The organism is Gottfriedia sp. NPDC058432, from assembly GCF_042721555.1.
Lineage (GTDB): Bacteria > Bacillota > Bacilli > Bacillales > Bacillaceae_G > Gottfriedia.
Window position 1 is genome coordinate 1 of sequence record NZ_JBHXLC010000038.1, and the last position, 14641, is coordinate 14641.

General features: G+C 32.7%; 17 protein-coding genes. 11 read left to right on the forward strand and 6 right to left on the reverse strand.

What is annotated here, in order from left to right; translation table 11 throughout:
- Positions 1 to 48 precede the first annotated feature (48 nt).
- Together ACFWM3_RS23400 and ACFWM3_RS23405 are read left to right on the forward strand one after the other, a co-directional pair.
- Entirely contained in the window at positions 49 to 480 is a 432-nt protein-coding gene (locus tag ACFWM3_RS23400; RefSeq protein WP_390313121.1) for an alpha/beta fold hydrolase, read from the forward strand.
- Positions 481 to 602: 122 nt separating this feature from the next.
- Entirely contained in the window at positions 603 to 1943 is a 1341-nt protein-coding gene (locus tag ACFWM3_RS23405) for a glycosyltransferase family 2 protein (protein WP_390313139.1), read from the forward strand.
- Positions 1944 to 2011: 68 nt separating this feature from the next.
- On the opposite strand, the gene ACFWM3_RS23410 is transcribed toward ACFWM3_RS23405, so the two are convergent.
- Entirely contained in the window at positions 2012 to 2296 is a 285-nt protein-coding gene (locus tag ACFWM3_RS23410; RefSeq protein ID WP_056475296.1) for a YiaA/YiaB family inner membrane protein, read from the reverse strand.
- A gap of 269 nt (positions 2297 to 2565) precedes the next feature.
- On the opposite strand from ACFWM3_RS23410, the gene ACFWM3_RS23415 reads away from it, so the two are divergent.
- Positions 2566 to 2730, forward strand: coding sequence for a hypothetical protein (locus ACFWM3_RS23415; RefSeq protein ID WP_156339732.1), 165 nt, complete (start codon positions 2566 to 2568; stop codon positions 2728 to 2730).
- A gap of 107 nt (positions 2731 to 2837) precedes the next feature.
- Here ACFWM3_RS23415 and ACFWM3_RS23420 read toward each other — a convergent pair whose 3' ends face one another.
- Together ACFWM3_RS23420 and ACFWM3_RS23425 are read right to left on the reverse strand one after the other, a co-directional pair.
- On the reverse strand, positions 2838 to 3236 hold the full coding sequence (locus tag ACFWM3_RS23420) for a thiol-disulfide oxidoreductase DCC family protein (protein ID WP_056475298.1): 399 nt from the start codon (positions 3234 to 3236) through the stop codon (positions 2838 to 2840).
- Positions 3237 to 3253: 17 nt separating this feature from the next.
- Positions 3254 to 3631, reverse strand: coding sequence for a globin domain-containing protein (locus ACFWM3_RS23425; RefSeq protein WP_025672250.1), 378 nt, complete (start codon positions 3629 to 3631; stop codon positions 3254 to 3256).
- A gap of 222 nt (positions 3632 to 3853) precedes the next feature.
- On the opposite strand from ACFWM3_RS23425, the gene ACFWM3_RS23430 reads away from it, so the two are divergent.
- Positions 3854 to 5212, forward strand: coding sequence for an IS1182 family transposase (locus ACFWM3_RS23430; RefSeq protein ID WP_390313122.1), 1359 nt, complete (start codon positions 3854 to 3856; stop codon positions 5210 to 5212).
- Positions 5213 to 5321: 109 nt separating this feature from the next.
- Here ACFWM3_RS23430 and ACFWM3_RS23435 read toward each other — a convergent pair whose 3' ends face one another.
- Entirely contained in the window at positions 5322 to 5840 is a 519-nt protein-coding gene (locus tag ACFWM3_RS23435) for a VOC family protein (protein ID WP_390313123.1), read from the reverse strand.
- Between the two features lie 151 nt (positions 5841 to 5991).
- Here ACFWM3_RS23435 and ACFWM3_RS23440 point away from each other — a divergent pair, with 151 nt between their 5' ends.
- Positions 5992 to 7230 carry a DNA polymerase IV gene (locus ACFWM3_RS23440; RefSeq protein ID WP_390313124.1) on the forward strand — a complete coding sequence of 413 codons (1239 nt, stop codon included), beginning with the start codon at positions 5992 to 5994 and terminating at the stop codon, positions 7228 to 7230.
- Between the two features lie 106 nt (positions 7231 to 7336).
- Here the strand turns inward: ACFWM3_RS23440 and ACFWM3_RS23445 are convergent, their stop codons facing one another.
- Positions 7337 to 8017: an N-acetylmuramoyl-L-alanine amidase family protein gene (locus ACFWM3_RS23445; protein ID WP_390313125.1), complete on the reverse strand. Its 681-nt coding sequence runs from the start codon at positions 8015 to 8017 to the stop codon at positions 7337 to 7339.
- A gap of 475 nt (positions 8018 to 8492) precedes the next feature.
- Between ACFWM3_RS23445 and ggt the strand changes: the two genes are divergently transcribed.
- The 3 genes from ggt to ACFWM3_RS23460 are packed head-to-tail and all read left to right on the forward strand — an operon-like array spanning position 8493 to position 11236.
- Positions 8493 to 10109, forward strand: coding sequence for a gamma-glutamyltransferase (ggt, locus tag ACFWM3_RS23450; RefSeq protein ID WP_390313126.1), 1617 nt, complete (start codon positions 8493 to 8495; stop codon positions 10107 to 10109).
- 21 nt (positions 10110 to 10130) lie between these two features.
- Positions 10131 to 10712, forward strand: a complete 582-nt coding sequence (locus ACFWM3_RS23455; RefSeq protein ID WP_056475307.1) for a chromate transporter — start codon at positions 10131 to 10133, stop codon at positions 10710 to 10712.
- Positions 10709 to 11236 (forward strand): chromate transporter, encoded by a 528-nt coding sequence (locus ACFWM3_RS23460; protein WP_056475311.1) that lies wholly within the window; start codon positions 10709 to 10711, stop codon positions 11234 to 11236. The genes ACFWM3_RS23455 and ACFWM3_RS23460 overlap by 4 nt, the downstream gene beginning before the upstream one ends.
- 15 nt (positions 11237 to 11251) lie before the next feature.
- Here ACFWM3_RS23460 and ACFWM3_RS23465 read toward each other — a convergent pair whose 3' ends face one another.
- A complete protein-coding gene (locus tag ACFWM3_RS23465) occupies positions 11252 to 11677 on the reverse strand; it encodes an SET domain-containing protein (RefSeq protein WP_056475314.1) in 426 nt (141 codons plus the stop codon).
- 238 nt (positions 11678 to 11915) lie between these two features.
- Between ACFWM3_RS23465 and ACFWM3_RS23470 the strand changes: the two genes are divergently transcribed.
- The 3 genes from ACFWM3_RS23470 to ACFWM3_RS23480 all read left to right on the forward strand — a co-directional run bounded on the left by ACFWM3_RS23470 (position 11916) and on the right by ACFWM3_RS23480 (position 14612).
- Positions 11916 to 12416 (forward strand): hypothetical protein, encoded by a 501-nt coding sequence (locus ACFWM3_RS23470; RefSeq protein WP_056475318.1) that lies wholly within the window; start codon positions 11916 to 11918, stop codon positions 12414 to 12416.
- 170 nt (positions 12417 to 12586) lie between these two features.
- Positions 12587 to 13351, forward strand: coding sequence for a MerR family transcriptional regulator (locus tag ACFWM3_RS23475; protein WP_390313127.1), 765 nt, complete (start codon positions 12587 to 12589; stop codon positions 13349 to 13351).
- An 883-nt stretch (positions 13352 to 14234) separates the two neighbouring features.
- The gene (locus ACFWM3_RS23480; protein WP_390313128.1) at positions 14235 to 14612 is read left to right on the forward strand and encodes a hypothetical protein; all 378 of its coding nucleotides are present in this window, start codon (positions 14235 to 14237) and stop codon (positions 14610 to 14612) included.
- Positions 14613 to 14641 lie beyond the last annotated feature (29 nt).

Here is a 14641-nt window from a genome sequence, read left to right on the forward strand (position 1 = left end):
GGAATAATTTAATACTATTTAGAAAATAAAGAAATTTAAGTGGGGAAAATGATTAATTTTTTTGAGATAAATCAAATTAAATATAGTAGGAAAGAAACAATCATGATGTTTCATGGTTGGGGTTCAACGATTGATTCACAAATACAACTTGGTAATCAGCTATCTGAATTAGGATTTAAAGTTGTTATTCCCGAAATTAAATACCATGATTCGAGACAAGCTCTTAATAACCATTTCGATCAAAAGGTTATTCAAACATACTTTTGGAAAACGATATTTGAAACGATTGATGAAGAAGATGAATTGATCGATCAGCTTAATTTACAAAAAGAAAATACAATTCTGTTAGGTAGTTCAATGGGTGGTTTTATTGCAAGTGGAATGTTTTTTTCCAATACTAATTATGCTGGATTAATTAATATTAATGGATCAAGTTCTTATATTTATTCTGAGAAGGATTTTCGTAAAAAATTTAAGTAATGAAAGTGTTATAAACAATCTTTAATTAAGTCATTTTTACCAGAAGTTGTTAGGATATTAAATTAAATTATGGTGATATAATGTTTTTAATCGATTTAATTTCATAAAAAGGGGGGAGACTTCTGAAAGCAAACTTGTCTCCTATACAAAAAAAAGGAAACCGATATTATTTAACAGTAAATAAGAAATTTTGGTTTAGCCATTTTATTTCATTTTCTTGGTTACTTTTTTCAATATATTTATCGATTCCTTGGGTAAACGATTTATCTGACATTGTTACTACGCCAGTAGCAATCATCATAATAGGTGGTATTGCCTATATACCGGGCTATATGAGCACTTTTTTAGTCATAAGTTTACTACTGGATAAACAACCGAATTTTAAAAATGAATTTCCAACTGATTCGGTAACTGTATTAGTGGCTGCTTATAATGAAGAAGGCGCTATTTTTAATACGTTAAAATATATTTCAGATCAGGATTATACTGGTGAATTAAACGTTATCGTTATTAATAATAATTCAACCGATGGTACAGATCGTGAAGTAATGAGAGCGAAAAAAGAGTTGAATTCAAATATTACTTTATTACATCAATCAAAACCCGGTAAGTTTCATGCACTTAATTTAGGCTTGGAGTATGTAAAAACACCATATGTCATTACACTAGATGCAGATACATTAATTCATCCTTCTGCAGTGAGATACTTAGTTTCAAGAATAAAAAGTAGCCCTTCTGATGTTTGTGCTGTAGCTGGCTCAATGTTAGTTCGTAATAGTCGCGAAACATTTTGGACTAAGATTCAAGAGTGGGATTACTTCTTAGGTATTGCTTCCATAAAAAGACTTCAGGGATTATATCAAGGAACACTTGTTGCACAAGGGGCTTTTAGTTTATATAAAACTGATTGTGTAAAGGAAGTAAAAGGTTGGCCAGATGCGATTGGAGAAGATATCGTATTAACATGGAGACTTTTACAGAAGCAATGGAAGGTATACTTTGAACCATTAGCAGTAGCCTTTACCGATGCACCTACAACATTTGGTCATTTTGCTAAACAAAGATCAAGATGGGCTAGAGGTATGGTTGAAGGACTGATTGAAATAAAACCGTGGCAACAACCACAAGTTTATACAAAGTATTTAACTGGTATTAATCTCATGATGGTTTACTTAGATTTTATTTACACTGTCTGTTGGATTCCTGGATTGATATTAGCGTTTTTTGGTATCAATATTATTGTTGGTCCAATGACTTTATTAGTTCTCCCATTGACATTTATTAGTTATTCAATTCTTTATTTTTATCAGAAAAACTATGTTTTCCGTAATTTAAATTTAAGAATAAGAAATAATCGTATAGGATTTATATTCTTCTTATTATGCTATCAAATGATTATGTCACCAGTTTCACTTTATGGCTATATTCAAGAATTCTTTAAATTTAAAAGAGTTTGGGAATAAAAACTTTATCATCATAAGGAAGGGGATCACAAAAAGTAACTATACTTTTTGTGATCCCCTTTTTGTTTTTATAAATTAGTAGTTTCTTTCTTTGTAGAACTATCTAACTTCATCTTTAATTGAACTTCTTGCTCAGCGATAATATCATCATCTTCGGCATTATCACGAACAACCTTTTGGGTTAAAATTGAGCCTACTGCTACTAACAGCATAACTGCAATATAATAACCTTTTTCGTTTAATTCCATATCTGCATTGTAAAGTCCGATACAAAACAAAAATACTCCTGCAACTAATGTAAAGTATGCCAAAACAGTAAATGCTGGTGTGTTTCTACGTCTGTGCTTCTGCAAATTAATCACGCTCCGGGTAAGATTTAACAAAATTGTCTGACGTTAAAAAATGCTATTAAGAATGTATAAATGATTTCAAAAAAATTCTTAACGTCTCATATTATTATATAAAATTTGTTGTTGAATAGTAATAAAATTCTAATAAATTAGTAAATTGGTAAATATTACTGGAATTTTTTGGGAGAAATCTAAATAGAAATAGAGAAATACAAAAAGATATCTAATCACAAATATATAGGAAATATTTATTTGGAGAGGATGGTCAGATTTTGAGTAATAGAGGTGCTGGTATTGGAGGAATCGTTTTTGTAGGCTGTATGTTTCTAGGCGGTGGAATTGGAAGTTTGTTACATGAACCACATTCAGGATGGCTAATCGGAATGGGTGTTGGATTTATTGGGCTCGCTTTAACAAGAGTTCTAATAAAAAGCTAATTCTGGACCTTGCTGTCATTCAAACAATTAAAAAAGGAAACTAAAAAGAACCACAAGGGGGATCTGTTTACCTTTGTGGTTCTTTCAATTGAAAAGAATTTTGTTCATTATAAATAAAATCGATCCCTAATTTCTTTTGATGGGATCATACACGATTCATTTTTTCCAAAGAATTTAAAACGATTTCTTGCGATCAGTCTATATAAATAGTCACGTATTGTTTTTGGGATTATCATAAAGGCATAGCAAAATTTTGGCCAACCTTCTAAATTTTTTGCAATAGAAAGTGCAGCTGAAGACTCAATTTTTATTTTTCCATTTTGTAAAAGAATAATTGAATCAATTGAACAAAGTTCGGGGTGATCCTTCTTAAGCTTTTCACCAAAGGTTGATTGTAGAGCGGCAAAATGAAAATAACCTTTTTGGTCGTGTTTAATAATAAATTGAACAGCTCCATTGCATAAAATACATTCACCATCAAATAAAATTATTGGCCTCTCGCTCATAATATATCCCCTAAAGATTATTCTTGGTTTACCATATGGTAAGCAACATTTCTTAAATGTTGTAATAATGGCTCTTTAATTTCTTCATCTAAATCGACATCATCCATAGCTTTTCCCATGCAATCCAACCAGTCATGAGCTAATTCAATTGTAATTGGAAATGGCAAATGACGCGCGCGCATTCTTGGGTGACCACGTTCCATACTATAATATTGTGGTCCCCCTAAAAACTGTGTTAAAAATAGCTTTTGTTTACGTGCTGTTTCTTCCCAGTCACCAGGAAATATTGGTGAAAGCCTCTCATGTTTTGAAACATAAGAATAAAAAGTATCCACAAGCTCCTCTAATTTTTCTTTCCCTATATAATCATACATTGATTGATTTTCGTTACTCAAAAGAAAATACCTCCATTAATTTCAAAAAATACAATATAGATAGGTTTATTTTATCTCTTTTTGTTCTTTATGAGAAGTAAATTGGAACCTTAAGGGTAATGAAAATCCCTCTTCTAATTCGAAGAGGGGTTCAGACTGTAGACAAACTCGATGAAAATCGAGTTTGCCTACAGTCTTTTTTGTTTTAAAATAGAATTAATAAAATTTCTTGAGGTGAGATACATGCTTTCAAAACATCATTCAATTCAAAGAGATCAATTAGAAATGATCGCACTTGACCAACTTGTACCAGAGAATCACTTAGTACGAAAAATAGAAGCATCAATTGATTTTTCTTTTATTTATGATTTGGTGAAAGACATGTATTCTCCTGTTGGGCGTCCAAGCATTGATCCAGTAATTTTAATTAAATTAACCTTTATTCAATATACATTTGGTATTCGCTCCATGCGTAAAACGATTGAAGAAGTGGAAACAAACATGGCTTATCGTTGGTTTTTAGGGTATGGCTTTTATGATAAAGTACCTCACTTTTCAACCTTTAGTAAAAACTATGAACGCCGATTCCAAGATTCCGATTTATTTGAACAGATTTTCTATCGTATTTTAAAATTAGCTGCCGAGAAAAAGTTAATTAGTTCAGAGCACGTTTTTATTGATTCTACGCATGTGAAAGCGAGTGCGAATAAGCATAAATTTGAAAAGAAAGTCGTTCGTAAAGAGACTCGGGCTTATCAAGATCAACTCAATCAAGAAATTAATGAAGATCGTGAAGACCATGGAAAAAAGCCGTTTCCCCCGGACAAGTTTGAGAAAGAAGAACAAAAAGAAATTAAAGAGAGTACAACCGATCCAGAGAGTGGTTATTATGTAAAAGATGAACGGACCAAACAGTTTGCCTACTCTTTTCATGCAGCTTCAGACCGTAACGGCTTTGTCTTAGGTAGTATTGTGACTCCGGGGAACGTACATGATAGTCAAATGTTAGAACTATTAGTAAAAGAAGTGATCGAGAAAGTCGGAAAGCCTACTGCGGTTGCGGCAGACGCAGGATACAAAACACCAGCTATTGCGAAATACTTGATAGATAACGAAATGACACCAGCTTTACCATACACACGACCACGAACAAAAGAAGGTTTTTTTCGAAAACACGAGTATGTTTATGATGAGCACTATGATTGTTATATTTGTCCTGCAGGAGAAGTTTTGACTTATTCGACAACTACGAAAGAAGGCTATCGTGAATACAAATCACCTAAAAAGATTTGTGCGACATGCCCTTTTTTAGCGCAATGTACGGAGAGTAAAGACCATCAAAAAGTGGTGACTCGTCATATTTGGCAAGAATACATCGAGGAAGCAGAACACCTTCGACATCACGAAGAAGTAAAACCAATCTATGCGAAGCGAAAAGAAACGATTGAACGTGTTTTCGCAGATGCGAAAGAAAAGCATGGCATGCGATGGACAACTTTAAGGGGACTTAAAAAATTGTCGATGCAGGCGATGCTTACTTTTGCATCCATGAATTTAAAGAAGATGGCCACCTGGACATGGAGTGGCCCAAAAACAGCATAAAAATGATGATAATAGTAGTCTATTCTCACTCAAAATACAAAAAAATGACAAAAGGGGTTCGGAATAAGACCATTCCGAACCCCTTTTGTCGACAATCTGAATCCCTCTTCTAATTCGAAGAGGGGTTTCCTTCATAAGCTTCAATTAAGTTATTTATACTGATTTTATTTTTAGTTTTGAGAATTGCTTTCATTACTTGTTCAGATTTTTCTGGATTGGAGTCATTTAATAATTCAGGTAAAATGGTCGGAACAATTTGCCATGAGACGCCAAATTTGTCTTTTAACCAACCACATGCTTGTGCATTTTTATCTCCATTCTTTGATAGCTTTTCCCAATAATAATCTAATTCTTCTTGTGAGTCACAATGGACGATGAATGAAATTGCTTCTGTAAATTTAAAGTGAGGACCACCGTTCAATGCAACAAAATCTAGCCCTTCCAAACTAAATTGGATGGTCATAACAGCTCCTTCCTCCATACTGTTTGGGTCATGTCTTTCTTTTCCATAACGAGTGATTCTTTCAATTTTTGAATTTTTAAATATAGAAGTGTAATAATTTACAGCATCTTCGGCTAGTGTATCAAACCATAAATTCGTAGATATTTTTTGAATTTTACTTTGCATAGCTTTTCTCCTTTATTACAAAAACGTTTATAATAATTAGATATTAGTTAGATTTGATTCAAACTTTATAAGTTTTAACTATATTCAACATTAATACACGTAAATAGGAAATATAAAAAAATGATATTATACTAGCATAGGAGGTGTAGCAATGAATCAATGGGCACCAAAGAGTGGAAGAGTCATTTTACATGTTGATATGAATTCATTTTTTGCTTCAGTTGAAATAGCGAATGATCCATCATTAAAAGGTAAACCAGTAGTTGTGGCCGGCAATGAAATAGAGCGAAGAGGAATTATTGTAACTGCAAGCTATGAAGCGCGAGCTTATGGAATTCGGGCAACAATGCCATTATGGGAAGCGCGGAAAAAATGTCCTGAGATGATTGTTAAAACTCCAAATTTTGAAGCTTACCGAAAAGTCTCAAGGCAAATATTTGAAAAATTAGGTGCAATAAGTCCTAAAATTGAAGTGGCTTCAATTGATGAAGGCTATATTGATCTAACTGAATGTGATGAAAAACTAGGTCATCCAATTAAAATAGCTGAATTAATCCAGTCAATGTTGTTAGAAGATCTGGATATGCCATGCAGTATCGGAATTGGTCCAAATAAATTTCTTGCGAAAACAGCTTCAGATATGAAAAAACCACTTGGAATTACTGTTCTTCGTAAAAGAGATGTTCCTACTATTTTATGGCCAAGAAAAGTAGGAGAGATGCATGGAGTTGGTAAGAAAACTGAAGAAAAGTTAAATGAAATTGGCATTATTACAATAGAAGATTTAGCAAAAAGTAATGAAAAACAAGTTCAAGAATTATTAGGTGTAAACGGTATATCTTTAAGAAATAAGGCAAATGGAATAGATGAGAGAGAAGTCGATCCTAGTCGTATGCTTTCACATAAGACAATTGGCCAATCAACGACATTTTCATTTGATGTTTTTGAGGAACCTATGATTGCAGAAAAATTTGAAGCTCTATCTAAACGAGTAGCTGAACGTTTAATTAAGAAAGGTTTAGTTGCAGACACTGTGACAATTACACTACGATTTAGTGATCGAAAAACAATAAATCGAAGCAAAAAACTTTCTACACCTGTACAACAAGCTAATGAAATCTTTAAAGAAGCATTTGATTTATGGAAAAGAAATTGGAACGGAGAACCATTACGTTTAATTGGAGTAACTGCATCACAACTGAATCCAAAAGATGAAATATCAAAGCAATTGGACCTATTTTCTTTTGAAAAGGACGCCAAACAAGAACCATTATTCGAAACATTACATAAATTGCAAGATAAATATGGAGAACAAGTTATTAGTTTAGGTAGACAAAAAAAGAAAATTGACTCAACCAATATATTAGATATATTGAAATCTACAGAATAAACAGCTGCCGAGCTTTCAATCGAAGGTCTTTTTAAGTTGCCTTCGTTTTGAACGGAAAAAAAGACGGTCTATAAATAGACAGTCTTTAATTCGTTAATATAACCGTTTAAACTTTCTCAATAATAATTTTAGTTGCTGTTGGAAGATACTGTTCTACTGCATTCAGTACATTTTGATCATCTTGATATGCTCCGACTTGTACTCCATCTACGATTACTCTATGCATTTCAGAATTAGTCTTAGGCGTTAAGTTAAATGCTTTTACTAATCCATTTACATGCCCTTGAGCTACTTTTTGACGCCAATTTGGGTCTTTCAGTTTTGCAGCATCACTTGCATTATCAATGAATCCATTTTCAGTCAAAATCGCTGGCATATTTGATTCACGTAATACATGAAAATTAGCTTTCTTTTTACCACGATCAGTTAGACCATTTACCTTTACGATTTCTGGATGTAAAATGTTTTGATATTGAGCTGAAGTAGACGTATCTGACAAACCATCGTATATATAATCCTCATAGCCAGACGCTGATGTATTAAATGAATTAATATGAACAGATAAAAAGTAGCTGGCACCCCATGAGTTTGCATCGTTAGTACGTTCAGATAAAGAACGATCAGTGTCGGTAGATCTGCTCATTCTAACATCAACGTCATTATAGTTATTCAATAAATCTCTTATTCTTAATGCGATATCCAAAGTTAGGTCTTTTTCCTTTAATCCATTTCCTACTGCACCTGAATCAGAGCCACCATGCCCTGGATCTAAATAAAGTTTGAACATTAAATTAATCCCGTTGCCACAATCTATAAAAATATATAAATAGATGTTTGCTTCCTGTGTTCTACGTGTCCGATTTTGCAGAAGCTACTCTCGTTTGGTCTAACACTCCAAGTGCGTAAATTCGGATACAACGAATCCTACATAGTTGATTTACTGTTTCTTAGCAAACAATTAGGCAACGTTTCCTCCTTTCTTTTATAAAGTTTTAGAGGTTTTACAGAAATTTATTGCGTTTTATCTGCTACTGACCCTCCTAATGATAAAGTATTCAAAGTAACTTTTACTTGAAATGGACAAGCATCTAATGTATATAACCAAATTTAAGCCTTTTAGGTTAATTAGCCATTCATTCTAATAGATTCTTTTATTTAGATTGATAGTTAAGTAGGGGATTACTAAAATATTGTCGAATTTAAAGATTAAGTTATTTTGTTATCCAATAGAACTATTGCAAAAAAGCCAAGGAGGAAAGAGTATGTATACAAAAATGAAAACGAGTGAACATGTTTATTCATCACATCGTAATGTGGTTTATGCTAGAAATGGTATGGTCGCTACTTCCCAACCATTGGCTGCACAAGCGGGCCTAGATATTTTAAAAAAAGGTGGTAATGCAGTAGATGCAGCAATCGCTACAGCTGCATGTCTAACAGTAGTAGAGCCAACTTCAAACGGTATTGGTGGAGATGCTTTTGCATTAGTTTGGATGAACGAAAAGTTATACGGTTTAGATTCAAGTGGACCAGCACCTAAAAATATATCGACCGAAAAAGTAAAAAATTTAGGGTATGAAAAAATGCCTAAATATGGCTGGATACCAATAACTGTCCCTGGTGCTCCTGCTGGTTGGGTAGAATTATCGAATCGGTTTGGCAGGCTTTCGTTAAAGGAAGTGCTACAACCTGCAATTGAATATGCTCGTGAAGGTTTTCCGATTTCACCTACTTTAGGTAAGTTTTGGAAAAAGGCTTATGAAATATACAAAAAGGAGTTAAACTCTGAGGAGTTTGCTGCTTGGTTTGATACGTTTGCTCCAAAAGGAAGAGCACCTGAAGTAGGAGAAATCTGGTCGTCACTGGATCATGCAATAACTTTAGAAAAAATAGCAGAAACAAATGGAAAAGATTTTTATAAAGGTGAAATTGCAGATAAAATTATTGCTTCATCAAATCAATATGGTGGTTTTTTAACTAAAGAAGATTTAGAGTCCTTTAAACCGGAATGGGTAGATCCAATTAGTATAAATTACAGAGGCTATGATATGTGGGAAATTCCACCTAATGGTCAAGGAATTGTCGCACTGATGGCGTTAAATATATTGAAAAATGATCTGTATGATGACAAAGAGAACGTAATGACATATCATAAACAATTTGAAGCAATGAAGTTAGCTTTTGCTTGCGGAAAGGAATATGTAACAGATCGAAAGTTTATGAAGACTTCAGTTGAAAGTCTATTAAGTGATGAATATGGAAAAGAACGCTTTTTAGAAATCACGGAAACTGCTCAAACACCATTACCAGGAAGACCGCCTAGTGGAGGCACTGTTTATTTAGCAACAGCTGATGGAGATGGAAATATGGTTTCCTTTATTCAAAGTAATTATATGGGTTTTGGGTCAGGTATTGTAATTCCTGGAACTGGGATTGGATTGCAAAATAGGGGTTATGATTTTAGCTTAAATGAAAATCATGCCAATGCTTTAATTGGTGGAAAAAAATCATATCATACGATTATTCCGGCATTTTTAACAAAAAATAATAAAGCAGTTGGACCATTCGGTGTAATGGGTGGTTATATGCAGCCTCAAGGTCATGTTCAAGTAATCATGAATAGTATTGATTTTCATTTAAATCCACAAGAAACCTTAGATGCTCCAAGATGGCAATGGATTGAAGGGAAAATTGTTGAAGTCGAACCTAATTTTCCTCAAGAGATTATAAAAGAATTACAGGCTAAGGGTCATGAAATTAAGGTTGCAAAGGATACTGGAAGTTTCGGACGTGGCCAAATTATTTGGAGAAATGAAGATACGGGCGTTTTAATGGGTGGTACAGAATCAAGAACGGACGGTTGTATAGCAAGTTGGTAAATAAGAAAAGGAATTGATTTAATGAAACAATTGGATATATTCATCGCGTTTTTTCGAAGTAGTATTTTAGGATATGGTGGAGGACCATCTACGATTCCTCTCGTTTATAAAGAAGTTGTCGATACATATAAATGGATGAAAGACGAAGAGTTTTCTGAAATATTAGCAATAGGGAATATGCTCCCAGGTCCAATCAATACAAAATTAGCAGGTTATATCGGTTATCGTATTGGTGGTATAATCGGAATGCTTAATGCAATCGTTGCAACCATCTTACCGACGATTATTTTAATGATTATACTTTTAACATCATTAACGTCTTTTAAAGATATAAAATGGGTTAATGGGATGAAAGAATCAATTGTACCTGTCGTAGGAGTAATGTTAGGTGTATTAACATGGCAATTTTATCAAAGTTCAAAAAAAGGATTGAAAACACCAACAATATTAATTCATTTAGTTGTTGGATTGTTTCTAATTCAATTTTTACACATACATCCAGCGATCATAATTGGTGGTTTACTAGTATTTGCAATCTGCCAGCCAGTAAAGGCAACTTCCTCAAATGAACAAAAGACGAGGAAGGGGAGTACAAACGAATGATTTATTGGAAATTATTTCTTTCATTTCTTTTCACGAATCTTTTAGGATATGGCGGTGGGCCTGCTACGATCCCATTAATTCAAAATGATGTTGTTACACGAAATCATTGGTTAACTCAACAAGAATTTCATGAAGCGTTTGCCATGGGGAATGCCTTACCAGGGCCAATCGCAACTAAAATGGCTGGATATATTGGATACAAAATTGGAGGAATCTTTGGATCCTTTATAGCAGTCTTTGCAACGGTAATCCCTTCTTTATTACTAATGATTTTTTTAATTGGATTACTTCATAAAAATCGTGACTCAATTCGAGTGAAGAGGATGACAGCGTATGTAAAACCGACAATTGTAGTACTATTAGGCGTACTTACATATCAATCATTTTCTGATTCGTTTCATGATATTGGAGCATTCCAAGTAATTTTTATTGCAGTTTGTACATTTTTCTTAATGGAAAAATTTAAAATTCATCCGGCTTTTGTAGTACTTGGTGCATTAATTTATGGTGCCATTAATCTTTAAAAAAAAAGAAACCAATTAATTGGTTTCTTTTTCTTTCTCTTTTTCTTTGCTCATAACTTCTTCATAATCTTTATTAAACCAAAGCGGATCCATATTATCTACTTCGCCATTATAATTAATCAAAATTTCTTCGCCAGCTTTAATGTCTTTGTAAGCGAAAAAATCAAATGTGTGATTATCAAAGTTAATATCGTAAGTCGCATTTGCATCATAAGAATGGTTGAATAGCATTCCGTATCCTAGAAGAATAGCTGAATGATTAATACCATATTCAAATGCATAGTCAGCTAATAAAGTTTTCTCGATATGCTCATGTTCCTCGTTCGGGTAAGAAATAACAGGCGCCTCATGTATTAGCTCACCTTTTGCAATATCACGTGTTGCAAAGACACCTCGGTTAAATTCACCGTCACTCAACGTAGAAGTTTTAATTTCAATCATAATTACACCTATAATTCTCTCTTAAGTCTTATAGATAGTTTGCCACTATTTTAGATATAAATCAATTTTTTTATCTAATTAGCGTTATTCAGATAAAAGTAGGCCTCTTTTTCAATCTAAAGAAGTGGTAACTACTATTTGAAGAAAAACTAATAAAATTAAAAAAATCTAAGTATATATTTTGCCAAAACATCAAATTATAAAATTGTTATATATACATATCGGGAGGCAGATTATAATGAAATTTTTTTATAAGATTGTGATTTTACTGATTGTAATGTCTTCTATTCTTCCAGGTAATAAGCAGGTAAATGCTACTACCAAAAAGGATTTTTTACAAATTGAAGGATTTAAGCCAAATCACATTGTTAAACAAATTCCTAAACTAACTGATATTTTTCAAGTTTCAACGAATCAGATCCTAGTAACGTTTGATTCACAAGTTGATATTGATTTAGGAACAAACGCTTCAGTATATTGGATTCAAAGTTTATCTGATAAAATCCCTACCGGCATTGCATCACTAGGAAGCAAGAGCCAATTTAATGCAAGGAATGCATTATCAAATAACCAAGTTACAATTACGAAGGTACAAGGAGATAACAATTCGTTCTTGTTAACTTTTAAACAAGAAATACCTTCAAATAAGCGATTTAAACTAGCAGTTCGTCATTTACACGCTCCTGGTGGAAAACCATTTGATGGTATAAATGGTATGAAAGTATTTACAGGTAAATAATTTATTTTGTAGATTGTCTACACTGTAATCCCCTATAGAAGAGGGGATTTTTTTGTGCCCCTGGAATGAATAGCTTTCTCTTTAAAAAAAATTCAAAAAAAATATTAAATATAGAATTGACTTTAACGTTGCGTAAAGGTGTATTGTAAAGAAGTCAGGAGGTAATCGCCATGGAATATACAGTACAAAAGCTTGGACTTCTAGCAGGAATCAGCACTAGGACTTTAAGATACTATGATGAAATTGGAATTCTTAAGCCGGCAAGAATTAACTCATCAGGATATCGGATTTATGGTCAAGCGGAAGTAGATCGCTTACAACAAATCTTATTTTATAGAGAACTAGGCATGAATTTAGAAAACATAAAAGAAATTATTACATCACCTGATTTTAATAGTGCCAAGGCATTAAACGAGCATCATGAGCAGCTTCTTGATAAAAGAAAGCAATTAGATTTATTAATTTCAAATGTTGAAAAGTCAATTGCTCTAGCAGAGGGGAGAATGACAATGTCGAATAAAGAAAAATTTGAAGGCTTTAAGAAAGATATGATCGAAGAAAATGAAAAGAAATATGGAAAAGAAGCACGTGAAAAATATGGGGATGAAGCTGTTAATAAAGCAAATCAAAAAGTAATGAATATGACAGAAGAAGATCATAAAGAAGTAACGCGACTTGCTGACGAATTAGAAAAAACATTAGCTGAAGCATTTAAAACGGGTGATCCATCAAGTGAAATTGCACAAAAAGCAGCTGATTTGCATAAACAATGGTTAACATTTTATTGGAATAAATATAGTAAGGAAGCGCACGCGGGTTTAGCACAAATGTATGTTGACGATGAGCGCTTTAGAGCACATTACGATAAAGAACAGCCTGGAACTGCTGAATTTTTAAGAGATGCAATTCATATTTACACGCAATATAAAAAATAAGGCAGAGAAGGTGTACTAGACTGTTCTTAGTACACTTTCTTTGTGAACTTATGAAATGTTCATCAGTAATTGAAACAGCAAAAAGAAGAAAAAAGGTAACTCATGAAGGGTTCATGAGGAAGTAAAACAATAAAAAATAAGAAAATACCATACTCATAAAAGGTTTATGATATGTAAAACTAAAATGAAGATGTTGTCATACTCCTAAGACTCCTATGAGATATGCAGAAGGGCTAAGATCCTATGACGACATTAAATTAACATTTATTAATGATGTAATTATCATTTTTGGGTTAATCTATTAATTGTTTTAAATGTTAATATGTTTGAGCAATTTTATGATTCCAATAATTAATTAATGTTCGATATTAATTGACATACAAACTGATTAATAAACAATTGTTAGTATACTCTAAGTAAAGGCTATTTGATTAGGATTTATTGCAGACTTTTTTTGATGAATAAGTTGATTGGAACGAAAGGGGTGCTCGACTCCTATGAGATAAGCGGGAAGCCTGAGACCCCGCAGGCTAGCCGAGGAGGCTAAAGAATCTCGCCCCATGGAAAGCGAGCATCCTGTAGTGGAAATCAACATCACTCTACTCCTTTTACGAAAATTTGATGGTTTAATTGACAAGGTTGTTTTTCAACAGCGTGAAAAAGTGTACTCAGATTCGATCTAAGTGCACTTTTTTTATGTTTTTTTGGAAAAAAATAGTAAGTATATTCAACGAAATTTGGTATAATTATTTTTATGATTAATTAATTTGAAGTAAATTTTGTAGAGAAGTATTATAAATTTTTAAATAATGGAATGTTTATGTACAATATAGGTAAGAATTTGATTTAAATAATTCAATTTTTAAACTAAGGATGTACTAAAATGGATGAACAATTTATACCGAGGAAAGAGCGACATAAGAAGCGCTTTATTAGAAAGCGTCAAAATATTGAGCGTGAAAAAATAAAATTTAGTACTTACATATTAAGTGTATTTTATTATTTTTTATTATTTTTAATTTTTAATCTCGTACAATTTTATATATTTCAGCATGTTAATCACACAATTAAATCAGTTGGGCATTTTGATTTAGCTAGAGTAATCATATCAGGATTGATTTATTTACTATGTATTATTTGTATAGAGGATACTTATAGAAGATATCGAATCCCTTCGACTTTTATCCGAATTTTAATACCAATTTTAGTGTTTATTTTAGCAATCGTCACAATGTATACACTAATCAAAGTATTTTTCTAAAACGTTTTAAACGAAAACACCAAAAAGTA